The 552-nt window shown below is 56.5% G+C and carries 1 protein-coding gene; it reads right to left on the bottom strand.

The window, feature by feature from the left end; genetic code table 11:
- The coding region (locus A923_RS22445) for a hypothetical protein (RefSeq protein ID WP_017223809.1) at positions 1–552 on the bottom strand (552 nt) is incomplete at both ends.

Genomic DNA, 552 nt, shown 5'->3' with positions numbered 1-552 from the left:
AAGAGTTCAGCGCATCCTGCGCTTCCACAACGGCGGTATCTGCTAATGTTTTAGCTTCACCCGCTTGTGTCACGGCGTCTTCTGCTTGCGCAACAAGTGCGGTTGCATTTTCTTTATATTCTGTTGCGGAATCCACGGCGGCTTGGCCGGCGGCTTCTGCAGCGGTCAACGTTTGGTTGGCTGCCGTTGTATCGGCACTATCGATGGCCGTTTGAGCCGTTGTTGCGGCGTTGATCAGTGTATCCGTTGCGGTCTCTTTGGCATCCGCAGTTGCTTGCGCATCGGTGGTTTCAGTCGCGGCGGTCGCGGCTTCACCTTGTGCTGTTGCAGCATTGGTGGCGGCTTGCAGTGCGGTTGTCACATCTTCAGCAACAACGGCATCCGTTGCGACTTCAATGGCCGCATCTAAGTTAGTGGCAACCTCTAACGTGGCGTTTGCATCGGTTAATTCTGCATTGGCATTAGTCAGCGCAGTATCGGCCTCTGTCACGCCTGTCGCCGCGGTACTTTGCGCGGCTTTTGCTGAGTCGAGCGCCGCCTGTGCTGCGGTTG

Origin of the sequence: Moritella dasanensis ArB 0140 (assembly GCF_000276805.1) — a bacterium.
In the GTDB taxonomy this organism is placed as follows: domain Bacteria; phylum Pseudomonadota; class Gammaproteobacteria; order Enterobacterales; family Moritellaceae; genus Moritella; species Moritella dasanensis.
This window is presented reverse-complemented; position numbering and strand designations above follow the sequence as displayed.